This is a genomic window from Streptomyces sp. NPDC111656, from assembly GCF_055656965.1.
In genome coordinates this window covers 1-22611 of record NZ_JBVKCA010000019.1, presented here as the reverse complement: position 1 = coordinate 22611, position 22611 = coordinate 1, and the positions used below count along the sequence as shown (strand labels likewise).

Genomic DNA, 22611 nt, shown 5'->3' with positions numbered 1-22611 from the left:
GTGCCGGGAGGTCGGCGGCCGCCCTGCCGGATCTGCGGCGCCCGCGTGTCCACCCCTCCCGCGGCCCTGCGGCGGCCGTGGTGGACCACGTTGGTATCAGCCATGGCTGCAGCCCTGTCACAGATCGGAGCTCTGTCCGGTCCATTACCAAAAGGGGCAAATCTGGTCGGATTGATCTCAGCAGGACCCGGCCGAGGCCGTCCACGTCCTGCCCGGACACATGCTGCTCCAGCTGTCCACCCTGCCGTGGTCCTGGTCGCCGCAGCCGCATCCGACCTACGCGAGAACGACAGTCCCCTAGGTGAGGAGGACAGCTCGATGACCAGCACTGACAAGCTGACCCTTGGTGAGCGATTGAACACGCGCGAGGTATCCGAGTCGGCGGTCGCGATGCTCGACGAGCGTGGGACGGTGTTCGCATGGACGCAGGCCGCCGAGCAGCTTCTCGGGTACTCCGCCGGGGACGTGGTGGGCCGCTCCGGCGCATTCGTGCTGCCGTCTTCCGGGGGAACGCCGACGATATCGGCGTTCATCGAGCAGTGGCGTGCCCACAACAGCTGGTCGGGCGCGATGACGGTGCGCCACCGCGACGGCCACATGCTCGACATCAACCATCGGATCTCGATGGTGTGGGGGCAGGACGGAACATTCCGGTGGCTTGTGTCCGTCACCGACATCGGCAGGCTCTCCCAGGAAGCGAGAAACGGATCGGTGCGGGAGTCGCTTCTCACCCGTGCGCCGATCGGCATCATCGTTCGTGACCCGCAGCTACGTTGCGTCTGGGTGAACGACACGATGGAGAGCCAGGACGGCATCTCCCGTGACCGGCGGTTGGGCCGGCGACTCACCGGTTCACGGCCCGGCTTCGAGGCCGAAGCCCTTGAAGCGGTGATGCGGCAGGCGCTGCGGAACGGCACCACCGCGGTCCACGAGTACCGGGCGTGGCCGGCGGAAGATCCGCGCCGGGAGCATGCGTTCTCGGCCTCGTACTTCTGCCTCCAGGACGCGGACGGCAAGACACTGGGGCTGTGCGGCATCAGCGTGGATGTCACCAGCAGTCAGCGGGCGCGCGAGCGCCTTGCCATCCTCAGCCAGGCCAGCACGCGTATCGGCAGCACCCTGGACGTCATGCAGACCGGGCAGGAACTGGCCGACCTCGCCGTGCCCCTGCTGGCCGACTACGCCTACGTCGACCTGGGGGATTCCATCCCGTTCGGCGAAGAGCCCTCGCCCCGAATCGACACGATGAGCCATCGCCCTACCGCTTTCCTCCGTGCCGGTCAGGCCTCGATCCACCCAGGAATCCCAGAATCGACCTTTGCGCGAGGGGAGACGGTTTTCGTCCCCCCGACCTCGCCGCTCGCCGGCGTTGTACGCACGGGAAGGTCCCACCTGGAACCGGTGCTGGACGCCTCCCCCGGGACATGGGTCGACCAGGATCCAGCGCGGGCGCAAAAGATCCGTGAGTACGGGATGCACTCCCTGATGATCGTGCCCATCATTGCGCGGCGCGCCGTCCTGGGTATCGCACTGTTCCTCCGCACCGAGGACCCCGTTCCGTTTCACGAGGATGACCTGCTCCTCGCCGAGGAGCTCGTCACCCGGGCCGCGCTGTCCTTGGACAACGCCCGCCAATACACGCGCGAACACACCACGGCCCTCGCCCTCCAACGCAACCTGCTCCCCAGCCGTTTGATGGGCGGCGCGGCGGTCGAGGCGGCCTGGCGCTACCTGCCGGCCGACGCGGAAGCCGGCGTCGGAGGCGACTGGTTCGACGTGATCCCGCTGTCCGGCGCCCGGGTGGCCCTCGTCGTCGGTGATGTCGTCGGACACGGCATCAACGCCGCCGCGACCATGGGCAGGCTCCGCACCGCCGTACGCACGCTCGCCGACTTGGAGCTGCCTCCCGACGAACTGCTGGCCCATCTCGATGACACGTTCCAGCGACTGGCCGAGCAAGACGCCGACGCCGCGGACCAGACCCCCACGGTCGTAGGCGCCACCTGTCTGTACGCCGTCTACGACCCGGTCACCCGCCGGTGCACCATGGCGCGGGCCGGGCATCCCCCGCCCGCGATCATCGACCCGCAGGGCCGGGTCACCTTCCCCGACCTTCCCACCGGAACCCCGCTCGGCATCGGGCTGGGGGTCCCGTTCGAGGCCGTGGAGCTGGAACTGCCCGAGGGAAGTCTCCTCGCCCTGTACACCGACGGCCTGGTCGAAACCCGCGACCACGACATCGACGTGGGAATGCGCCGCCTGGGCACCGCCCTGGCACAACCCAGTCGCTCCCTGGAAGACCTGTGCACCCGAGCCACGGAGACCTTCCAGGGCCAGGCACCATCCGACGACGTCACCCTGCTCCTGGCACGGACGCTCTCACTCAGCCCCACCCAGGTCGCCTCCTGGACGCTGCCGAACGACCGGACCGCTGTCCCCAGCGCCCGGCACCTGGCAGCCCGCCGACTGACCGAATGGGGCCTGGAAGGTCTTGAGGACTCCACGAAGCTGATCGTCAGTGAACTGGTCACCAACGCCGTCCGCCACAGCACCGGCCCGATCCGTCTGTGCCTGATCCAGCATCAAGTCCTGACCTGCGAGGTGTTCGACACCGACGACTGCCCTCCACGTCTACGTCGCGCACGCGCCAACGACGAGAGCGGCCGCGGCCTCTTCCTGGTCGCCCAGCTGTCCCGCAGATGGGGCTGCCGCACGACATCGGGCGGCAAAGTCATCTGGGCCGAACAAGACCTGGACTCCGCACCCTCACACGCACGGGCCTCCGGCGCGCCTGGACGAGGTCGCCGGGGGCACAGCAAGAAGGGCACCTACGGATCGCCGTAGGTGCCCGTTTGCCTTCAGGTATGGCGACCGGCTCACCCGGTGGATACGACACGGGCGCCAGGGGTCCAGCGGATGTCGACCCGGGTCCGGCTGCCTCGCCAACGCCGTGGAGGTACCGGCGACCCTGGCCTCCAGGCCGCGAAGGCTGCTTTCACCACGGCGTCCCCCAATCACGACGACACCCTGTTACCGATCGACCGGGTCGCCGCGGACCGCAACGGTCCCCCGAACAGAGGCTCCCCGTTGTTACTGAAGCCATTGGGCCGTTCGAAGGAGTTGAGGCAGCGAGGCAGCCAAGAGTGTCACGGACCCTCAGCTGCTCATTTTCCTGCTCTCAGCGTGATTCCGAGCCAGGACGGAGCCGACACCCACATCCCTCCCCGACGTCAATGGCCCATACAAGGGAGAGTTACGGATATATCTGCACTTTGTAACGCGAATCGATTCCTTGGTCTGGTGTCGCCATGGAGGGCCACAGTGTGGGGCCTCGGCACCGAGCCGGGAACTTCGGATTGCACGCCCGACCCCGACCAGGGTCGGTGTGCACGAACGTGAGGTGACAGATTCATGTCTGTTTCTCGTACGGTGGTCCGCCTGATCGCCACCTGTGTGGCTTCGGGCGCACTCGTCGGCGCGGCCGCCATGCCGGCCCTGGGCGCCGGAGGGGGCCACGACCGCGACAACGGGAGGGGTTACTCGCACAGCCACAGGAGCGACCACGACCGCGACGGCCACTTCGGCGACCGGGACCGGGGCTGGGGCTGGGACCGGGGCCACAACCGGGGCTGGGACCGGGGCCACGACCGGGACCGGGGCCGGGGCTGGGACCGGGGCCGGGGCCACGACCGGGGCTGGGACCGGGGCCACGACCGGGACCGGGGCCGGGGCTGGGACCTGGACCGCTACCTCGGCCACCACTAGCCCGCCTTGGAGGCTGTGCTGTGACGCGGAGGCCCACACCCTCTGCCACCCGTCGTCATAGCCGGCACGGCCGCCATTACCCAGCCGGAGGGCCGAAGACCGTTCCTTGCAGTCTTCGGCCGTCCGGCCGGCGAGGGTCAGAAGGCTTCTGACATCCACGGCCGGCATCAACGAGGCCGGGCGGAGGGCGTACACCAGCATCTCTGTCCGGCCGTCGCAGCAGTCGACAGCAGCAGCCGGAGCGGACCCGGATCGAACCGAGGGGCCTGCCCCGCCGTCGCGAGTCATATCACCGGATCAAATTCTGATACACGTCTACAGGATTTTGGTCCGAGTGCGACCAATGCGGTGAAACATGCAGTCGCCGCGCTCGCTGGTTGTCTTCTTTTGAGGGCGTGTGCTGGAATGTCGGCGACCTGCCCATCGGGGTGCATAGCTAATAGTCTGGGCTGCGCCATTTCTTCCCATGTCCGCTGTTGCTGGTACGCCGTGGCGATTGGAAAAGAGATGGTGGAAATTTCCGCGGTTAAGATTTCCTGGCGCACGCGCACTGCGCCGGTGTCCCTGGTCGCACTTGCGATCGCGAGTGCTCCGCTGGCCCCTCAAGCCCAGGCCCTGGTGATGCCGCTGGGTGTGAACGCCCGGCATGCGCCTGGCACTCCGGGGGTCCCGCAGGCCCCGGTCACGGTGTTCGCCGAAGACTTCGAAACCGCAGGCGAGACTCCGATCTTCCTTGAGGACTACGTCGGCGCTCCACCGCTCAACGAGACATACACAGCCGACCCCCCATGGCTCGACCACGGACAGTGCAACGGCATCATCCTCGATCAGACCGGCGCTGATCAGCCTGACTGCCCGGCGGTACTGAAGAACATGGCCAATGCGCTGGGACAGGTGGGCGGAACGAATCCGCCGACCAACCACGTGGTCGCGGCCTACACCAACTGGGTACCACCTGGCGCCGACCGGGTGGAGTTCCAGACCGAGCGGCCGATTCCGATCGCGAAGCCGAACCGCTACATCACCTTCGCAGTGGATGTAGCAGCCGTGAATTGCGACCAAGCTCGTCCGCTGCTGAAGTTCTATCTGACCGGCAACGGGTCAGACATCCCGACCTTCACCACCCCCATCAATCCCTGCGCCGATCCCAACTCCAAGCCCTATCCCGGAGGAAACGGATTGAGAGCCGGGGCGTTCGCCAGCAACAGAGCTGTACTGTTCAATGACAGCCAGTTGGGCATCAAGATGGTCAATGAGCAAGGCGAATGGTTCGGTAATGACCACGCATTCGACAACATCCGGATCCTGGATGCGACTCCGCAACTGGACAAGGCGTTCAGTCCTGCCACCGTGGACAAGGGTGACACGTCGACGCTCACCATGACGGTGACGAACACCAGTGAACTGGCGGCGAAGAACGACTTCAGCTTCACCGACAACCTGCCCGCCGGAGTGAAGGTGGCCTCGACCGCGAACGCGTCGACGACCTGCGGCGACGGCACGGTGTCCGCGACGGCGGGGGGCACGTCCGTCGCTCTGAACGGTGGCGACCTGGCCGCCGGCGAGAAGTCCTGCACGGTCACGGTGAACGTCACCGCCGACAAGGCGGGAACCTACGTGAACCGCCCCGAAGCGATCACCACGGTTGGCCTGAATCTCCCGGACCCCGCGACCCTGATCGTCAAGAAAAAGGGAGCAACAGCAGTGGGCACCGCGACGGGCTCGGGCGGTCTGCTGTCCGGCAATGTGGTGCAGGTACCGGTGGACATGCCGGTCAACGCTTGCGGCAACTCCGTGAACGTCATCGGACTGCTCAACCCGGCGACGGGCAACGTCTGCGTCAACGGCTAGCCGACCAGGTCACTCGCCCCGCCGGGACCGGGCAGGTCCCGGCGGGCCCAGATCGTCCGGCTGGCATCACCCGTGCGGGCAGGGACAGGACGGGACGTAACGCTACGCGACGTCCTGGTCACGGCTCTTACTGTCCCTGCACCGCTTCCCTGCGGGGCACCGACGCGACCGGGGCATCGGCGGCCTCTTTCGCGAACTGGGGCATGAGCCGAGGTGTACGTGTCCGCGGGTGAGGGGTCTCGCGTTCCACGTCTCAGGACACAGCCTCCAGCCCTCAAGCTTTGCTCAACTCCCTGGTCCTGATTGCGGAACTCATGCCAACATCGCGTGGTCTGCTGCCATCCGACCAGGTGGCGGGCATGATTCAGGGGGAATCTCCATGCTCTTTTCGCCGAAGTCGCCAGCGTACCGCCCTGGCCACCGTGCACTGGCAGCCGTCGGTGCGGCGCCCGTTTCATCGATCCGGGCTTTGTCGTGCGAAGCGGTGCAACGTCCGGCCCAGCCGGGACACCACTGCCAAGTCTGATCGAACCTGCCTGTTTTCCCAGGTGGTTCTCGTCAGCGAGATCGCTGAAGACCTCTCGAAATATGACCCAACTCTGCGCAGTGGGGGCCAGTTTCGGTGAGCGTGATGTACGTGACAGGCACATTCCCAGGGCGGTAGCACGGCTGAGCCGCGCTACCAGTACCACCTCGTGACATCAAAGGGAATGGCGGCCGTAGTGCTGCCCCATGCCGTTGTGTGCAACTGGCCACCCCATCCCTCACGTTACCGCCGGCTTTCCGCGGAACCACTCGGGACAGTAGGCCGATTTTTCGTGCTCAGATTCCGTGAAGCCCACAGGAGTGGAACGTTGTCGTATCGAAGACACCTGCCAGTCGTCGCCGTGCTGTGCGCGGCCGTACTCGGCGCCGCGGCCCCGACCACATGGGCTGTGTCACCGTCACCGCGTCCGTCCGCCGCCACGGACGCTGCCACGCCGACCGCCACGAACACGCCTCGACCATCCGCGTCAGCGTCAGCGTCAGCGCCCACGCGGAGCCCCTCCGCGGTCGTCTCTCCGCCCGCAGTCTCATCCCCGTCCACGACCTCGTCCCCGCCTCCGTCTCCGTCGGCGTCTCCGGGGGCAGTTGCGGGCCATGAGGCCCAGGAGGCTGCCAAGTACTGGACCGCAGAGCGCATGGCGAACGCCCAGCCGCTGAACGCCCTCCGGTCAGCACCGTCCGCCCACAAACATGCGATGCCGGCGGCGGGAAACGTCTCTCGGAACGGCACCCTGTTCGGCGGAACCCGCCTCGTAGGAACGTTCTTCGGCTCCAGCAGCCCCACCGGTACGAACTGGTCGTGCACCGGCAGCGTGATCGATACCCCGGCCAGGAACGTGATCCTCACCGCAGCACACTGCGGACTCGGCTACAGCAACAACTACATCTTCGTACCGAAATTCATCAAAGGCGCGGGACCCGACCAGCAGCCCTACGGCATCTTCCACATCCAGCGCACCTTCATCGACCCCCGCTACATACCTGACAGTGGCCATTCGTCGACCAAGAAGCCCTGGTCCGATCTGGACACCGCGTTCGCTCGCGTCTCGGCGAATCAGCGCGGCCAGCAGCTCCAGGACGCCGTGGGTGGAGGGCTGACCTTCACCCGGCCGACCGGCTACAACCACAAAGACATCACGGTCGTGGGCTATCCGGGCAAGGACCACAACGGAGCCGGACAGGCCATCAAGTGCACCGTACCCACGGAGCAGTTGCCTGGGTTCCGTCAGATGTCGATGACCTGTGGCGGCTACTACGGTGGCGTTTCCGGCAGCCCGTGGATCACCGACTACCAGGACGACGCCCGCTCCGGCCACGTCATCGGCAACCTTGGCGGCTACAACGGCGGCGGCAACGACGCGAACGTCGACTACATCAGCTACGCCCCGGCGTTCGGTTCCGACGCCGCCAACCTCCTCGCCGACGCCATAGCCGACCGGCAGCCTCCGTCCAACCTGCCCCCGTACCAGGGCATCCAGGCGAAGCTCCCCGGAGGAGCGGCGCTGTGGCAGCACGCGAAGCTGCTGGCCTCGGGCGACTACACGGGCAACCGCCGCAGCGACATGATCGTGGTCTGGTCCGACGGCGAAGTCACCTTGTACCCCGGTGACGGCAAGGGCGCGTTCCTGCCGGAGAAACGGCTTCAGGCGCCCAACTCCACCTGGACACACGCGGAGACCATCACAGGCGGGGACTTCACCGGCTCCGATCTTTCCGACCTCATGGTGCGCTGGTCCGACGGCGAGGTCACTCTCTACCCGGACGTCAGCGCTTCGGGCATGAGCAATGAAGTCCGGATGGCGCCCGCCGGCTCCGTCTGGAAGAACGCAATTCAGATCTCGGCCGGACAGTTCCACAACGGAAAGTACGCCACGGACCTGATGGTGCGCTGGGTCGACGGCGAACTGACCCTCTACACCTATGTCGGTGCCGGCACCTTCGGGACCGAGAAGCGCCTTCTGGCTCCGAACGACACCTGGAAGAACGCCACCTTGCTGACCAGCGGGAACTTCAGCGGCAAGGCCAACTGGGACGTTCTCGTACGCTGGGTGGACGGCGAGCTCGACACCTACGTGGCCACCTCGACCGCGGGCCTCGGCGCCGAGGCCCGCATGCGCGACCCCAACGACCTGTGGAAGCACGACCTGGTCATGACGGCGGGCAACTACACGCCCAATGGCGTCAACGACGACCTGATCGTTCGTTGGTCCGACGGCGAGACCACCCTGTACGCCGATACTGCTCACACGTCTCTCGGTACCGAGAACACGCTGGTCTACCCGGGCACTTGACACGTACAGCAGTTCCGCAGGACCCAACAGCCGCCTCGCACCATGCCGGTTACGTGCGCCCCGGCCAGGTAGTCGCTGTCGTGCGAGGCGGCTCGCGCGTACTGAGTACACAGATTTTTCCGGGCGCTGCCTGCGACCGCGGCGCCCAACCGTTCGTCAAACGGATAGACCATGCATTCAGGGGGAACGATGCGAGCGACCACACGTCTCACCGCCGGGTTGGGTGTGCTCATGGTGGGCCTGGCCGTAACGGCCTGTGGCCACACAGCCGGAGAGGACGGGACCGCCACTTCCGCGAGTGGCGCGGCGAGTCCGTCCGTCACTTCATCCGCCACGTCCTCCGAGGCGCCGAACCCCACCGAGTGCCGAACCGGTTCTTTGACGTGGACGCTGGTCCTGCTCCCCACGCAAAGCAGTAGTCGACGCAACGCGCTATTGACCGCTGCCAACAAGGGGCCCAAGACCTGCGTGTTCGCCGGTTACCCGGGATTCAGCGTCCACAACGGAAAGGCGAACAGCATGGAGGGCGTGGGCCACGGACACCCCAAGCCAGTCGCCCTGCACAAGGGGGCAGGAGTGAAATTCGACCTTCAATACACGCCCCGCGGTGCGAAAGGCGCCGGCGATTACTGCGTCAAGGAGGGCGAAGCGCTGGTCTCGGCACCGCACAACCCCGACCGTGACCGCACGAACGTCCCAGTCATGGACACACATCATGCAGCGGCACAGATCGATGCCTGCGGCGACTCCATCTCCCTGTCACTACCGCATGACACGACGGCACCCTCAATCACCACGAGATGAGTCCAAGAGACGCAGGCGAACCGTGGCGCCTCGCTGGAACGGCTCCTGATCTGGTACCTGCACGCCGCTCGCGCCGCCTCGGGGACCTGGCTCTTTCCAGAGCTGCCGCCCGGAACGGACCGCGCCCTGTCGCCTGGCACCTCACCTCCGTACTCCTCGGCCACTTCTGGCTCCATCTGCCTCGGGCGACCTGGCTGGCCACTGCGCAGACGGCACTGGACGCGGCCACGGCCGAGGCCGATCTGTACGGCAAGGCAGCCATGCAGAACAGCCTTGGAGTGGTCCGGTGGGACTGGGGGCACGCCGGGCAGGCGATGGATCACCACGCCCGCGCGCTGGACATCAGCCGGGAGCTCGGATGGGCGACAGGCGAGGCAGCGGCTCTCGACGGCAGAGGTTGAGTGGTGGACCCCGCTGGAAGGGGTCCGTCGGCGGGATCGCCGGACAGGGGTACGGCCGGACTCATGGCCTCGCGCTGAGGGCCGGCCCGGCGATGGACATGTCGCCGCTGAGCTGGGCGACCTGTGAAACGGTCACGTTCTCGAAGGTGATGGTGCGGGTGAGAACAGCGGGATGGGAGAGCCACGGGGGCAGTGCGTCGGGGGTGACGGTGACGCTGCGGTCCGCCGGGAGCGGAGCGCCGCCCAGTCCGACGAGCGTGCCGGACAGTTTCTGGGTGTACAGAGTCACCACGTCCCTGCCTTTGACCGTGGATGTGGTCGCGGGCTTGGTCCGCAGACGCATCGCCGCCCGGCCGCGGCCCGCCGTCAGGTCGAGGTCGCCGAAGTCCAGCGACCGTGCGGTGAACTTCAGCACCCGCGTGGACCCGGCCGCGGTCCGGACGGTGACCACGCCGCGGAAGGCACCGCCGTGGAGTACGAGTCTGTCGGCGCGCAGCACCCAGGGGACGTTCGCCGGACGGCCCGGCAGTCGGGCGACCGACGTGCCGGCATCTGCTGGTGCCTTGGACGTACGGATGCCGCCGGGGGCGAGCAACGCCTTCGAGGCCGCTGGTGTGGCGAGCTGCAGGACCAAGGGCAGGCCGGCCACGGCCAGCGCGCAGGCGAGGGGCCACAGCAGTTGGCCGGCCGGGCGGTTCTTCACCGCACTGCTCGGACGGCGGGGATCGGACTCCGGCCCGCTTGCCGCACAGCCGGTCAGGGCGTCACGTGCCACCGTGGTCCTCACCCGCGGGGATGGTCGTTGACGCGGGGTTCGCTGCGGGCTGCGACTCGGCGGCGGCCGTCGGAGGAATCCAGGCACAGGCCAGGGATCCGCCGATCAGGCCGGAGGTCAACCCGATGAGGAGGCCTCCGAAGTTGGCGACGGGAAAGGAGACGAGGGCGAGCAGAATGACCGCGATCCCCGCGAACACGCGCACCTGCTGGTGGAACCAGAGGGAGATGGCCAGGGCCACGAGGAGAACTCCGATGATCAGCGACCCCGCGCCGGCCGAGGTCGACAGTGCCAGCGTGATGGCGCCGAACTTCAGGTGCGCGTACGGGAAGTAGATGATGGGCAAGCCCGCCGTGAAGGTGAACAGGCCTGCCCAGAAGGGGCGTTCGTCCCGCCAGGTCTTGAATCCTCGTCGGGCGGCGGTGGCGGCGACGCGCACGTTCTGGCGCCTGCCGAATCGTTCGAAGAACACGTGGGCTTTCCGTGATGTTCGGCGGGCGGGAGTACGGGGCGAGCGGGCGCGAAGGATGGGTGTTTCGTGACGATGGGTCAGAAGCACTCGTGGTGGCCCTGTCTGAGCCGCACATCGAGGTCCGGGACGTTGAACGTGGCGGCCGAGACCGCGACCGTGGTGAAGTGCACGTCGGTCAGGAAGGCCGAATCCGCCTGCTGGGCGAAGCCGTTGGGGTCGAAGAACCGGGAGTTCCTGTCCCCCCGGTTGATCGGGCCCTTGCTGACCGCTCCCGCCGCCACACCGATGTCGAGGTCATCGAAGTTCGCCTGCGTGCTCGACAAGGAGGTCGCGTCGAGGAACAGGTTCTTCGCCTCGACCCGCCTGCGGTCGCCGCCGGTGATCCTCAGCGTGTACGGGCCCAGAACCGGGACCGAAACCACCACGGACTGGCACAGCCCGCTGATCTCCGCACGGCTGGCCCCGGTGACGAAGACGGGCACCAGGGTGCCCTTCCTGGTCACGTCCACCATGCCGTAGATGCTCAGACCACGGACGTCCAGCGTGTCCAGGGCCACCTGGAACTTCTGGCCGGAGATGAGGAACGACGCGGCCAGTGCTCCTTGGGCCATGCCGACTCCGAGGGCAGCGGCGGCCATGACACTCGGCGCGAGGACGGCGGCAAAGCGCTTCCAGGAGGTTCTGCCGCGGTGCAGCATCCCGTCTCCTTCCGGTCATGACGTGGGCTCGCCGATGCCAGACAGGGGTGGGCGACGCCCCTCTCTCTAGTGGCGGATCCTAGGCTTCCCGGCATGTCAGCCGACGGCACGCCAGGTCGGCCGGACGGGTGAATCGGTTTCCGTTGCGGCATACGGATGACACGCGACGCCAGTGACGCCGTCGGTGTCTCCGATCTGCCGACCACCGCCGAGTGGACGCGGGCCGGGCTTCTACGGCGGATGCCGCGCCGCTACCAGCCGGCGGTGCGGGGTCGCGATCCCTCGCTGGGACACTGACGGGCCTGCGTCCGGCGGGCCTGCGTCCTTGGGCGAGGACCGGCTGTCGCTGCCGTGCCGCATCGTGCGGTCGGTCACGGCCGACGACAGCTGGTCGCAGGCGCCATCACTTCATGACCGGGGAGCCCGCCATTCCTGGAGTGACCCGCGTACGCCACTTCGTGTGGCCTCGCGCCAGGCGCGCGCCGGACCCGCTCAACGCCGACGGGCTACCTTCGCACCAATCCAGCCGCGCGTCAGACTGCTGCCCATGACGCACAGCCGAAAGGGCTATGCCGCGTAGGCGCCCCTCACGCCTCAGGGCGGACAACAGGCACTTTCCTGCACATCGAAGCTACTCGAAGGTCGGTCGGCTCTCCGGCCCAGCTCAAGCACGGATCATTCTGCTGGAACGGACGCGGCTCCAGCCCGGTCTGATCGAGCAGGCGCTCACCCGGTGGGCTGCCATCGCAAGGGCACCAAGAGATCAACTCCCTTCCCCGTTCAGCGACCGGTGCGGCATCCCGGACTGCTGCCCCGAACCGGCGGACGAACGGGATCTACTGGAGCTGGCGATCTGTGCTCTCCCCAAGAAGAGCTCGCGCGAGCTCCACAGCATCGTGCAGCCTCTCGATCTGAAGATCCTCGAGCGTCCTGACGCTGTGCCGTACGGCGATCCACCACATCGTTGGTGGCAGTGCGCCTTCTGAAGGGACGCCCGCGGACAGGTAGATGACGCAGTGCGGCGACATGGCACGTACGACGCCCGAGAAGGGCCGGCCCGGGAGAGGTTCTCTCCCGGGCCGGCCCTTTGTGTTGGTTCGGTCAGCAGAACGCGGGCGGGATGCTCTGCTCGTACTGGAAGACGTTGCGGGGGTCGTACTTCGCCTTGATCTTGCGCAGCCGGTCGAAGTTGGATCCCCAGTAGGCGGTCTCCCAATCCTGCATTCCGATGTTCGGCACGTTAACGTAGGCGCCGTTCACGTACGGCCGCAGTGCCTGGCTGAACTCGGCGATCCAGGCCTGGGCCTGCGGGGTGAGAGGGTCGCAGACACCTGGCTGTCCTGTACGCGTTCCCCAGCCGGCGCCCGGTTCGGAGTAGAAGAGCGCGTCGCGATGCGGGAACGCCGCGCCGCCGCGGGGACTCCTCCTGACCGTCCCGCCGAAGGCCTGGGTGAAGAAGTTGCTGTCATCCGTGGGAGCGTCCTGCATGAATGAGGCGATCAGGCTGATCGCTTCCTCCGGGAACGGCTTTCTGGTGAACTGCGAGAAGAACTTCCAGTTCGCGGGCTCGTCCCCGGTCGGAATCTGGAATTTCGCGTACACGTCGCCCCAGTTACCCACCTGCACCGAGAGCTGGGGGTTGCCGACCGACAGAATCGGGGCCAGCAACGCGTTCGCCTCTTCCGGCGATCCTTCAGCGAGGACCGCGAACAGCAGGATCTGGTTCTTGTGGATCTCGACCTGGGTTCCGAGGCGGTTGTCGGAGGTCGGCGCCGTACGCTGCCATGCGTCGAAGACCCCGTGCAGGTCCCCGATTCCCGCCCACGTCGCCTGCACATAAGTGACGCTCTTCAGCCGAGCCGCTTTGTAGGTGAGTGACGTGACGATCCCGAAGTTGCCGTTCCCCGCCCCGCGCAGCGCCCAGAGCAGGTCCGAGTGGTGGTTCAGGTCCGCCTTGACCACCTTGGCGCACTCGGCACCCGACGCGACGACGACCTCAGCCCCCACCAGGCTGTCGCAGGCCATGCCGAGGTAGCGGGTGAGGAAGCCGAATCCGCCGCCGAGCGTCGCACCGGACAGACCCACGGTGCCCTCCGTCCCGGTGGTCACCGCGAGGTCCTTCTTCGCGAGGGTGGTCACGGCCTCCAACTGGCTGAGTCCGGCGCCGACCGTCGCGATACGCGAGTCGGTGTCGATGTGGACCGACTTCAACTCGCTGATGTCGATCACGATGCCGTTGTCCACGTTCGACCAGCCCTCGAGGCTGTGGCGGCCGCTGCGCACCCGCAGCGCGACGTCGTTCTGCCGCGCCCACGTCAGCGCGTTGACCACGTCCTGGGTGTTCTGGGCGAAGACGATGACCAGCGGATAGTGAGCGAAGAGCTCGTCCCAGCCCAGGCTCGCACTCGCGTACCCGGGGTCGTCGGGACGGACGATGCGGCCGGTCAGCTTCGCCGGCTTGCATTTCGCGTGTTCGGCCTCTTCGGTCGCGGCGCTCGCGCCCGGGGCCTCCCCTGCCGCGACACCCGGGAGAACCACCGCCCCGGCGCCGGCGGCCGCCGTCGCCTTGAGCAGGCCGCGACGAGAATAGTCGTGCATGGTCCGTTTCCTCTCGACCGGACTGCGCCAGAATTCGACCAAGGCGAATCTTGTCCGCAGGGCGGCGCGTGACATCTTTTATGGACAGCCCCTGTATGGACGGCCCTTGCATGAGCAGCCCTTGGGGCCCGCACAGTAACAAGGGTGACCGTGGCCTTTTGTCCGACACGCTAATCGAGGAAGAGGGCGGCATACCGAAGGAGGACATGTGTAAGCGGACATGAATCAGTCTGCCGTCGATTTCGAGTATTTCGATCCTCTCAGCCTGAATCCACGGACTTGATTTCTGCAGATGCACAGACGGACGGCCCGGGTGTGGAACCCGGGCCGTCTCAGGGGCACCTCTCAGGGGCCGACTCGCAGGGGCGACTCAGCCGCGGTGGCTCGCTCGGGCGAGCGCGGGCACGAAGCGGAGGGCGTCGACGGTGCCCACGCCGGTGGCCATGTCGTAGCCGTTGACGGCCTTGTAGCCGGTGACGCCTTCGTAGCTGTTGTTCGTGCCGTCGTTCACGTCGACGACGCCGGCGCTCTTGTCGTGGTGGGCGGAACGCTTGGAGAGGGCGTACAGCGCCTCGTTGATGTTGCCCACCCGGTGGCCGGCCGCCTGGTCGGCGAGGGCGACGATGCCCGAGAAGAGCGGGCTGGCCTCACTGGTGCCGCCGGTGACGTCCCAACCGGTGGCGGTCGGGTCGAAGCTGGAGTAGATCCAGGCACCGCCGTTGACCGCGGCGGCCAGCGACACGTCCGGGGTGCCGCGGCGGGCGCCCACGACGTTCTTCACGCCGTACTGGAAGGCCGGGCGGGAGAAGACGTGGGACTGGCCGCCGCCGCCCGAGCCGTAGTCGTTGTAGACGCTGTCGGGCTTGACGCGCCGGCCCTTGTCGTTCAGGTGGAGCTGGGTGCCGCCGATGGAGGTGACCAGCGGGTCCGAGGAGGGCCAGGAGTTGACGCGCTTGTCGTAGTAGGTCTTGCCGTCCGCCTTCAGGTCGGTGGCGCCGCCGTCACCGGAGGAGGCGAGGACGGTCACGTGCTTGCGGTTCGCGGCCTCGAAGGCGTAGCGCAGCTTCTTGATGCTGGAGAAGTCGCCCTTGTCGAAGCCGGGGAAGGTGTCCTCGGTGGCGCCGAAGCTCTGGCTGATGACGTCGCCGACGCCGTGGTCGATCAGGTGCTTCTCGGCGTCCATCATCTCCGGCAGACCGGTGGTGCCCTCGGTCTCGGCGACCGCCGTCTCCACCAGGACGATCTTGGCGTCGGGCGCCACGGCGTGGGCCATCTCGACGTCCAGGGTGGTCTCCCCCGCCCAGCCGGTCATGTCGGCGTTCTTGGGATCGAAGACGGGAACCTTGCCCCACTTGACCACGTTGACCTTGGTGCTGCGCAGGCCGAACTGCTTGCTGTAGACGTCGAGATCGTGCTGGACGGTCGGGGAGCCGTACGAGTCGACGATGACGATGGTGCGCCCCTTGCCCGTGATGCCCTTCCGGTACAGCGCGTTGAGGTCGTACGCGGTGCGGTACTGGAGCGGGTTGTAACAGGCGATGTGCCACTTGGCCTGGCACTGCTCACTGGAGAGCGGGCTGGCCACGTCGCGGACCAGGGTGTGCCCGGCGATGGCCGGGACGGCCTTGGTGTGCGGTACGGCGGCAGGCGCGGCGGTGGTGACGCCGGCCAGCGGAGCGGTCGCCAGCGCGGCGACGGCGAGGGCGGCGGTGGCGGCCGTGGAGGCCGCGACGCCGCGCCCGGTCCGGGATATGTGCATGAATCCCCCTGGGTGGTCCTGAGTTGCACGGAGTGGTCTCCGTGCATCCCATCGAGTGAGACATGCACAGGACAAGACCATTGAACACTCGATGCCGAACCCTTTACCCAAACAGCACCTGCGGCGGAACAGCCTGCTTGGCCAGCACGTTCATGGCGCGCGGGGGGCGCCGTCGTACCACCGCCCGTCAAGAGCGCGGCGTCGGCGGCTGCAGGTCGAACGCGGCCGTGTTCAGCGAGCGCCGCATGGCGAGCGCGATCGGCCGCTCGACGAAGCGGTGCACGAAGTACGACAGGACGATCAAAGCGGTCACCGTGGCCACGACCAGCGCCGAGGGGTCGATCCGGTCGCCGTAGTGGTGGGCGACGGTCATTCCGATCGTGTCGTGCAACAGGTACAGCGGGAAGGTCATCGCACCCGCGACGGTCAGCCCGCGCCAGCGGATCCGGCGGGTGCCGCCGAGCGCGATGGCGCCCATCGCCAGGAAGAACAGCGTGGTCACGAGGATCAGCCAGCCGCGCCACGGCGCCCACGTGGCCCAGTTGACGCGGCCGCCGTGGGGTGCCAGCAGGAAGTGCAGCGCCAGCAGCCACGACATGGCGACGATCCCCCACAGCAGCGGCGACGGCCGGAAGCGGTACATGAGGTAGAAGGCCATGCCCGCGATGAAGTACGGAGCGGACGTCGGGTTCACGATCTGCGTGAGCAGCGGGATGTGGGCGCTGGGCGCCAGCACCGCGGCGACCGTCCACAACCCGCAGAAGATCACCACCCGCTGGTGGGTGAGGCCCTTCCACACCACGACCGCGAACGTGAGGTAGAAGCAGAGTTCCGGCCAGAGCGTCCAGTAGACCGGGTCCAGGTTGGACACACCGAGCGGGGTCTGCAACATCGTGAAGTTCGCGAAGAGCACCCGTGGGTTGGGGTGCCCGAACGGGGTGTCGACGAAGTAGATGACGCACGCCGACACGACGATCGCGATCCAGTACATCGGGTACAGGCGGGTGACGCGTGAGATGAAGAAGTCACGCGGGGTGCGCCCCCACGCGCTCATGCAGATGACGAAGCCACTGATCAGGAAGAACAGGTCGACGCCGAGCCGTCCGAAGGCGAAGTAGGCGTGCGCCTGCGGGAAGGTGCTCTGGTACGAGCGACCCCAGACGACGACCATCGCCCCGGGGGTCTGGCCGACGAAATGGAAGAGGACCACCGACAGCGCCGCCAGGAATCGCAGCCCGTCCAACGCGGCGAGCCGGTCCGCGCGGGCGCCCCGTCTGGCCGGGATCACCCGTGGCCCGGGGGCCGCCTGCGGCAACGGCGCTTCCTCTACGAGCGCCCCCTCGAGCCCCTGTCTCGTGGCCACGCCGGCCAGTCCCCTGCGATCGTCCGCCTGGGTCATGCGTCCCCCGTTCCAGGGTCGTCCTTCTTTTTCGGACAGGCCGCGGAAGCCCCCGATCACGTGCCCGACGGTCAAATCACAAGGTTGCCGGATATGCACCCTTCGGGGTTGGATGACGGCGCCGCCGAGGCCCACGGATGGCGCGTACCCACTGTCCACCGTGCGATACGGGTCTATCGGTGTGATCCAGGCCGCACACGCCACCAACGCAGGTACACAAAGGCGTGCACCTGCTTCACCGACCCTGGGCGTTAGAGCAGGCCCAGGTCGCCGAGTTCCTTGTGGAGGTCGGCGCGGGGGTTGTCGGGGCGGGGCTGAAGGGTGCCGCGGGTGGTCAGGCCGGTGCCGCCGCCGGCGTGGGTGTCCTTGGCGGGCCGGGGGCGTCGGTCCCGGAAGAGCCAGGCCCCGACCAGGCCGCCGATCAGGCCCCCGAGGTGTCCCAGCCAGCTCACCCCCGGCGTCCCGGGCACCGCCACGGTGAGCATGTAGGCGAAGGAGGCCGCCATGACGACACCGATCAGGGTGTCGATCAGATGCCGGTCGAAGAGCCCGCGCACCACGACATAGCCGAAGTACCCGAAGATCAGGCCGCTGGCGCCGACCGTGTCCACGTCACCCCGCTCGAGGAACCAGACCGTGAGGCCGCTGGTCACCACGATGAGCAGGCTCAGCCCGAGGAAGCGGACCACCCCTCGGTAGGCGGCGAGGAATCCGAAGACGAACAGCGGTCCCGAGTTGCTCTCGATGTGTGCCCAGTTCCAGTGCAGGAAGGGTGCGGTGAGGATGTCGGGCAGCGTGCCGATGTCGCCGGACACCACTCCGTAGTCCCGCGAGAGTGCGTAGTGGTCGGCGAAGTTCGCGAGCTGCGCCAGCCAGACCAGGGCCAGGAACCCGAACATCACGAAGAACGCCTTCCGCGCCTCCGCGATCATCTGCTCGGGACCCACCGGCCCCGTAGCGACCCGTTCCCGTTCCGCCCCGCCCATGGCACGCTCCCCTCCCCGGCGGATCCGCATCCGCTCCACGACCGCACCCCCAGGATGCCAGCAGTCACCGGGCCCGGATCCCCACGGTCGGGACCAGATTGTTGACGATTTTGTGTACCCATCCTACGGTCGGTAACCATCTCCCAGGAGAGCGGAGAGCTCGAGGAAGCCCGAGGCGCTCCAGGAGCTCGAGACCGAAGGAGTACGTACGTGTCCCCAGCTACCGGCAGTGCCAAAGGCAGCGGCGCCGCGGCCAAGGAGCAGGCCCTCGTCGCGCTGCGCGGGGCCATCCTCGCCGGTGACATGGTGCCAGGACAGCGCCTGGTCGAGGCCGAGTTGGCCGAGCAGTTCGACGTCACCCGGGCCAGCGTGCGGGCCGCGCTGGTCGATCTCGCCGCCGACGGCCTTGTGGAGCGGATCCGCAACCGCGGGGCCCGGGTCCGGACCGTGTCCGTGAGCGAGGCGGTGGAGATCTACGAGTGCCGCATGGTGCTCGAGGGGCTGTGCGCGGCCAAGGCCGCCGAACGGGTCACCGATGCGCAGATCACGCAACTCCTCGCACTCGGCGAGCAGTTGCACGCCGCCGTCCAGGCCGCCGAGCCCCTGAAGTACTCCGAGCTCAACCGCCAACTGCACGACTTCGTCCGGGACATCTCCGGCCAGGACACCGCCGCCGAACTCCTCACCCGTCTGAACGCGCAGATCGTCCGCCACCAGTTCCGGCTGGCCCTGCAGTCCGGGCGCCCTCAGGTCTCCCTGGGCGAACACCTCGCCCTCGTCGAGGCCATCGCCGCACGTGATCCGCAGCGCGCCGAGGCGGCCGCCCGTGCTCATGTGGCCAGCGTCATCGAGGCCCTGCGCGCCGTCGAGGGGTCCGGGACGGGCAAGGCCTGAACCTCAGGGAGGGTCAGGCTCTCGGCTCCAGGGGAGACCGAGAGCCTGTCGGGCCGGCGTTCCGCACGCCCGCCCGACCACCCCGCGAACGGGTCAGTTCTGGTACGTCTTGTTGCGGCCGGGGCCGCCGGACAGGAAGTCCTTGCCGGCGCCTCCGTGCAGGACGTCGTTGCCGCTGTTGCCGTACAGCTTGTCGTCGCCCGCGCCGCCGTACAGGGTGTCGTCGCCCCGGCCGCCCTGGAGCAGGTCGCGGCCCGCGTTGCCGTACAGCTTGTCGTTGCCGTCGTCGCCGAACAGCGAGTTGTCGCCGCTCGTGCCCGACAGGCTGTCGTTGCCCGCGCCACCGTGGCACTCGGCGCTGCAGTTGACGAGGGTGTCGTTGCCCGCGCCGCCGTTCGCGCCCTCGTCGTAGACCCCGCCGCCGCCGGAGAGACGGTCGTTGCCGCCCTGGCCGTAGAGGACGTCGACGCCGTGGCCGGTCAGGGTGTCGTTGCCCGGCCCGCCGTAGATCCTCGTGTACCCGCCGCTGGTGTTGCTGGTCGTCGCGGTGTCGTTGCCGTCACCGAGGTCGACGATCAGGGAGTCGAGGTCGGACGCCGAGGTGTTGGGCTCGGTCACCGTGCAGACGGCCTTGGTGTCGTCGCCGCCGGCCGGGCGGACACAGCCCGCGCCGAGGGAGATCTTGACGGTGTCGTCGAAGGTGTAGATGAAGTCGCTCAGCTGGGAATCCGGGTCGAACGCGCCGAGCGCCCAGGAGACGGACAGGTGGTTCGTCTGACCCGCGGCCGCCGTGTAGAACAGCTTCTGGCCTACGACGACCGCGGTCGCGCTCTTGGCGGGCGCGGCGTGTGCCGCGGGGGCGGCGAGGGTGACGGCCACGGCGGCGGTGGCGAGCGCCAGCGCCCTCGGAAGCGCGGTGATGCGGCGACTGAACATGGTTGGTTCTCCTCCACGGGGCCCGATGGGCCCAACGGGGCCCTGAGGGCCGATGAGGTCCGCGCGTAGGTCTGTGCGCGTGTGGTCACCCCGTTCGACGGCATCCTCCGCGGGGGAGTTGTGGCTCCGGTCGTACAACTTTTTGGCGTTCAGAGGGCGTTCACTTCTGGTTGCTTCTGTTGTGGTGTGGATACTTCCTGGCGTTGGCGGGGGCCCGAAAACAGCAGCGTCGCGGCGACCGATGTGATCGCCATCACCGTCATCGCCGTTGCGGGCGAGGTGAGTTGGGCGACCGACCCCGCCAGCGCCGCGCTCACCCCCTGCATCGTGAGCATGCCCGAGGAGTGCAGCCCCAGGGCGTGCCCGCTCAACTCGTCCGGGGTCAGGGCCATCAGGCGTTCCTGCTGGATCAGACTCGCCCCGAAGCCGATCGAAGCGAGGGCGACCGCGCCCGCCGCCACCGCCACCCCCGGCCGCAGCGCGAACAGCAGATAGGGCGTCGCCAGGAGCAGCAGGAACGGGATGCCCAGGCGCCCGCGGACCGCGGGCGGGATGAAACGGCCCGTCGTCACATCGCCCACGAACATGCCGAACGCCGCGAAGGCGAAGAGCAGACCCGCCCGGTCCGGGGCGTACGACACGTACAGGGACTCGCAGCCGACGATCAGACCGTTCGGGATCCACCCTGCTTTCGGGCAGGGTGCCCGGTCCTTCAGGGCCGGGGTGGATGCCCGCTCGCGCGGAGCGGGGCAGGGGAAGCCGAATCGCGGTCAGGGCGATTCGGCGTCGCCGCCATGGCGCTGAGGGTGGCCGCAAAAAAGCCGGTGGTGACGGGAGCAAAAAAGCCGGTGGTGACGGGAGGTTGAGGGTCATGTGGCCGGTGCCGACCGGTTCGGAAGCCGGGGATGGCCACTCACACAGGTGATGTTGATCGATGGCGTGCGCGATCGGAGAACGTATGGGCTACGTTCACGGCATGGCGCGGTTTCGGATGTACCCGACGAGCGAGCAAGCGGGCATCATGCTCGACCACTGCGCGCACGCCCGGTACGTCTGGAACCTCGCCGTCGAGCAGCACGCGCACTGGAAGCCGGGCCGCACGTCCGCGCCCGGCTTTGCCGAGCAATGCCGCCAGCTCACCGAGGCCCGGCGTGACAACGCATGGCTGCGCGCAGGCAACGCTGATGTGCAGCAGCAGGCTCTGAAGGACTTCACCAAGGCCAAGAACGCCATGTTCACTTCGGGCTTCGGCGAGCCGACCTGGCGCAGAAAGTACGTGCACGAGGGCTTCCGCGTCATCGGCACGAACCGCATTGCGGAGTTCGAGGTGGACGGTTCACCGAGACTGAACGCCAGGGGCAGGCAGGTCATAGGCCGCTCGGTCGTCGTCCGGAAACTCAACCGCCGGTGGGCGCAGGTGAAGGTGCCCGGCTGCGGCTGGGTCCGGTTCCGGCTCAGCCGTAAGGGCAAGGGCTCTGAGCCGCCGAAGGCGAAGACATTCCGTGTCACCTACCACAGCGGCCAGTGGCACATCGCGTTCACCGTCATCCCCGCCCCGGTCGACGCGCCCGGCACGGGTGAGGCCGTCGGTATCGACCGGGGCGTGAAAATCACTGCGGCCCTCTCGGACGGGCGGAAGCTGAACTGCCCGCAGCTCACCGTCAAGGAACGGGCGCAGATCCGTAAGCATCAGCGCCGGGCTGCCCGCGCCCCCAGGGGCAGCGAGGCCAGGACCGCCGAGTGTGCCAGGGTCGCCAGGCTCAGGGCACGGGAGGCCGACCGGCGTAAGGACTGGTGTGAGAAGACCAGCACGATGCTCGCCCGTACCTATGACCTGATGCGATTCGAAAAGCTGAACATCCAGAACATGACCCGCTCCGCGAAGGGGACGGTCGAACAGCCCGGCAGGAACGTCAGGCAGAAGGCCGGGCTGAACCGAGCGATCCTCGCTCAGGGCTGGGGCCTGCTGCGGCAACGCACGGAGCACAAGGCCCCAGGCCGGGTCGAGGACGTCCCGGCACCCTTTACCTCTCTGCGGTGCTCCGCCTGCGGGTGGATCGAGAAGAAGTCGCGCAAGAGCCAAGCCGACTTCGTCTGCGTGTCCTGCGGGTTCACCTGCAACGCCGACGAGAACGCAGCAAACAATGTCGCGGCAGGACAGGGCGGGTTTCCCCCCCGGCGATCAGCCGGTGCCGGAGGGGTGACAGCGGCCACCGGCCGTTCGAGCGCCCGTGAACCTCAACCCACCCGGGTTGGAATCCCCCTCCTTTAAGAGGGGGAGGATGTCAAAGGAGCAGGTACGTCGTCCGGCGCGGGCGCGAGGACCACAGCTGAAGTTTCCCGGGGGTGCCTCTGTGTCTTGTCAAGGTGTGGGATGGGCTCTCCGTTCGTCGGCGAGCATGACCTTCCAGATGTGATCGGCCAGCCGACGCTTCA

17 protein-coding genes and 3 pseudogenes are annotated in these 22611 nt (G+C 67.7%); 11 read left to right on the top strand and 9 right to left on the bottom strand.

The features are described 5' to 3' along the window. The first annotated feature begins 318 nt into the window (after positions 1-318). From ACZ7M3_RS40305 to ACZ7M3_RS40270, 8 genes and pseudogenes are all read left to right on the top strand, one after another. Complete coding sequence (locus ACZ7M3_RS40305; protein ID WP_472070325.1) at positions 319-2844, top strand: SpoIIE family protein phosphatase; 2526 nt, start codon at positions 319-321, stop codon at positions 2842-2844. 567 nt (positions 2845-3411) lie between these two features. After that, entirely contained in the window at positions 3412-3765 is a 354-nt protein-coding gene (locus tag ACZ7M3_RS40300) for a hypothetical protein (RefSeq protein ID WP_472070323.1), read from the top strand. A gap of 405 nt (positions 3766-4170) precedes the next feature. Next, positions 4171-5400: pseudogene (locus ACZ7M3_RS40295) on the top strand (DUF7933 domain-containing protein); the annotation flags it as partial. Beyond that, positions 5401-5610, top strand: a pseudogene (locus tag ACZ7M3_RS40290) (chaplin); the annotation flags it as partial. It lies immediately after the preceding pseudogene. A gap of 898 nt (positions 5611-6508) precedes the next feature. After that, a complete protein-coding gene (locus ACZ7M3_RS40285) occupies positions 6509-6760 on the top strand; it encodes a hypothetical protein (protein ID WP_472070321.1) in 252 nt (83 codons plus the stop codon). Positions 6761-6857: 97 nt separating this feature from the next. Then, positions 6858-8453 carry a trypsin-like serine peptidase gene (locus ACZ7M3_RS40280; protein WP_472070319.1) on the top strand — a complete coding sequence of 532 codons (1596 nt, stop codon included), beginning with the start codon at positions 6858-6860 and terminating at the stop codon, positions 8451-8453. Positions 8454-8624: 171 nt separating this feature from the next. Beyond that, positions 8625-9257, top strand: coding sequence for a DUF4232 domain-containing protein (locus tag ACZ7M3_RS40275; protein WP_472070317.1), 633 nt, complete (start codon positions 8625-8627; stop codon positions 9255-9257). Next, the gene (locus tag ACZ7M3_RS40270; protein ID WP_472070315.1) at positions 9254-9658 is read left to right on the top strand and encodes a hypothetical protein; all 405 of its coding nucleotides are present in this window, start codon (positions 9254-9256) and stop codon (positions 9656-9658) included. The genes ACZ7M3_RS40275 and ACZ7M3_RS40270 overlap by 4 nt, the downstream gene beginning before the upstream one ends. A 61-nt stretch (positions 9659-9719) precedes the next feature. Here the strand turns inward: ACZ7M3_RS40270 and ACZ7M3_RS40265 are convergent, their stop codons facing one another. The 3 genes from ACZ7M3_RS40265 to ACZ7M3_RS40255 form a co-directional block, all read right to left on the bottom strand. Next, positions 9720-10433 carry a hypothetical protein gene (locus tag ACZ7M3_RS40265; RefSeq protein ID WP_472070313.1) on the bottom strand — a complete coding sequence of 238 codons (714 nt, stop codon included), beginning with the start codon at positions 10431-10433 and terminating at the stop codon, positions 9720-9722. Beyond that, entirely contained in the window at positions 10423-10905 is a 483-nt protein-coding gene (locus ACZ7M3_RS40260) for a DUF6114 domain-containing protein (protein ID WP_472070311.1), read from the bottom strand. Before ACZ7M3_RS40260 ends, ACZ7M3_RS40265 begins: the two co-directional genes overlap by 11 nt. A gap of 77 nt (positions 10906-10982) precedes the next feature. Further along, positions 10983-11603: a DUF6230 family protein gene (locus tag ACZ7M3_RS40255; protein ID WP_472070309.1), complete on the bottom strand. Its 621-nt coding sequence runs from the start codon at positions 11601-11603 to the stop codon at positions 10983-10985. A 156-nt stretch (positions 11604-11759) separates the two neighbouring features. Here ACZ7M3_RS40255 and ACZ7M3_RS40250 point away from each other — a divergent pair, with 156 nt between their 5' ends. Further along, on the top strand, positions 11760-11900 hold the full coding sequence (locus ACZ7M3_RS40250) for a hypothetical protein (RefSeq protein WP_472070307.1): 141 nt from the start codon (positions 11760-11762) through the stop codon (positions 11898-11900). A gap of 804 nt (positions 11901-12704) precedes the next feature. On the opposite strand, the gene ACZ7M3_RS40245 is transcribed toward ACZ7M3_RS40250, so the two are convergent. From ACZ7M3_RS40245 to ACZ7M3_RS40230, 4 genes are all read right to left on the bottom strand, one after another. Then, positions 12705-14243, bottom strand: a complete 1539-nt coding sequence (locus ACZ7M3_RS40245; RefSeq protein ID WP_472070305.1) for an FAD-binding oxidoreductase — start codon at positions 14241-14243, stop codon at positions 12705-12707. Between the two features lie 328 nt (positions 14244-14571). Then, on the bottom strand, positions 14572-15960 hold the full coding sequence (locus tag ACZ7M3_RS40240; protein ID WP_472070303.1) for a S53 family peptidase: 1389 nt from the start codon (positions 15958-15960) through the stop codon (positions 14572-14574). Positions 15961-16147: 187 nt separating this feature from the next. Next, entirely contained in the window at positions 16148-17359 is a 1212-nt protein-coding gene (locus ACZ7M3_RS40235) for an acyltransferase family protein (protein ID WP_472070301.1), read from the bottom strand. A gap of 251 nt (positions 17360-17610) precedes the next feature. Continuing rightward, on the bottom strand, positions 17611-18345 hold the full coding sequence (locus ACZ7M3_RS40230) for a rhomboid family intramembrane serine protease (RefSeq protein WP_472070299.1): 735 nt from the start codon (positions 18343-18345) through the stop codon (positions 17611-17613). A 210-nt stretch (positions 18346-18555) separates the two neighbouring features. Between ACZ7M3_RS40230 and ACZ7M3_RS40225 the strand changes: the two genes are divergently transcribed. Continuing rightward, the gene (locus tag ACZ7M3_RS40225) at positions 18556-19239 is read left to right on the top strand and encodes a GntR family transcriptional regulator (RefSeq protein WP_393017657.1); all 684 of its coding nucleotides are present in this window, start codon (positions 18556-18558) and stop codon (positions 19237-19239) included. Between the two features lie 93 nt (positions 19240-19332). On the opposite strand, the gene ACZ7M3_RS40220 is transcribed toward ACZ7M3_RS40225, so the two are convergent. Then, complete coding sequence (locus ACZ7M3_RS40220) at positions 19333-20175, bottom strand: calcium-binding protein (protein ID WP_472070297.1); 843 nt, start codon at positions 20173-20175, stop codon at positions 19333-19335. 149 nt (positions 20176-20324) lie between these two features. Next, positions 20325-20858: pseudogene (locus tag ACZ7M3_RS40215) on the bottom strand (MFS transporter); the annotation flags it as partial. A gap of 293 nt (positions 20859-21151) precedes the next feature. Between ACZ7M3_RS40215 and ACZ7M3_RS40210 the strand changes: the two are divergent. Then, positions 21152-22447 (top strand): RNA-guided endonuclease InsQ/TnpB family protein, encoded by a 1296-nt coding sequence (locus tag ACZ7M3_RS40210; RefSeq protein ID WP_472070295.1) that lies wholly within the window; start codon positions 21152-21154, stop codon positions 22445-22447. The last annotated feature ends 164 nt before the right edge of the window (positions 22448-22611 follow it).